This is a genomic window from Catenulispora rubra (assembly GCF_015356825.1).
GTDB classification, from domain to species: Bacteria; Actinomycetota; Actinomycetes; order Streptomycetales; family Catenulisporaceae; genus Catenulispora; species Catenulispora rubra.
Map to the genome: position 1 here is coordinate 1 of NZ_JAACYW010000779.1, position 414 is coordinate 414.

General features: G+C 73.9%; 1 protein-coding gene. It reads right to left on the minus strand.

Annotation, left to right across the window (positions count from 1 at the left end; all coding sequences use genetic code 11):
• The coding region (locus tag GWK61_RS55380; protein ID WP_194922390.1) for a ketoreductase domain-containing protein at nucleotides 1–414 on the minus strand (414 nt) is incomplete at both ends.

A 414-nucleotide genomic window follows, 5' to 3' on the forward strand; every position in this document is an offset into this window, starting at 1 on the left:
TGCTCAAGCGCCGGCGGACCGCCGCGCTGGCCTGGGCCATCCCGGCGTCCGCCCACGGGCCCCAGGCCACGGACAGCGCGGCAAGGCCCTGCGATGCTCGCTGTTCGGCCAAGGCGTCCAGGTAGGCGTTCGCCGCCGCGTAGTTACCCTGTCCGGCGCCGCCGAACGTGGCCGCCGCCGAGGAGAAGAGTACGAACGCGTCCAGGTCGTGGTCGGCGGTCAGCTCGTGCAGGTGCGTGGCGCCGGCTGCCTTCGCGGCCAACACAGAAGCCAGACGCTCGGCGTCCAGGCCGTCCAGCAGACCGTCGTCCAGGACACCGGCGGTGTGCACCACGGCGGACAGCGCACCGCCGCGCGCCACCAGTGCGGCGGCCTGGTCCCGGTCGGCGATGTCGGCGGCGGTGACCTCGATGT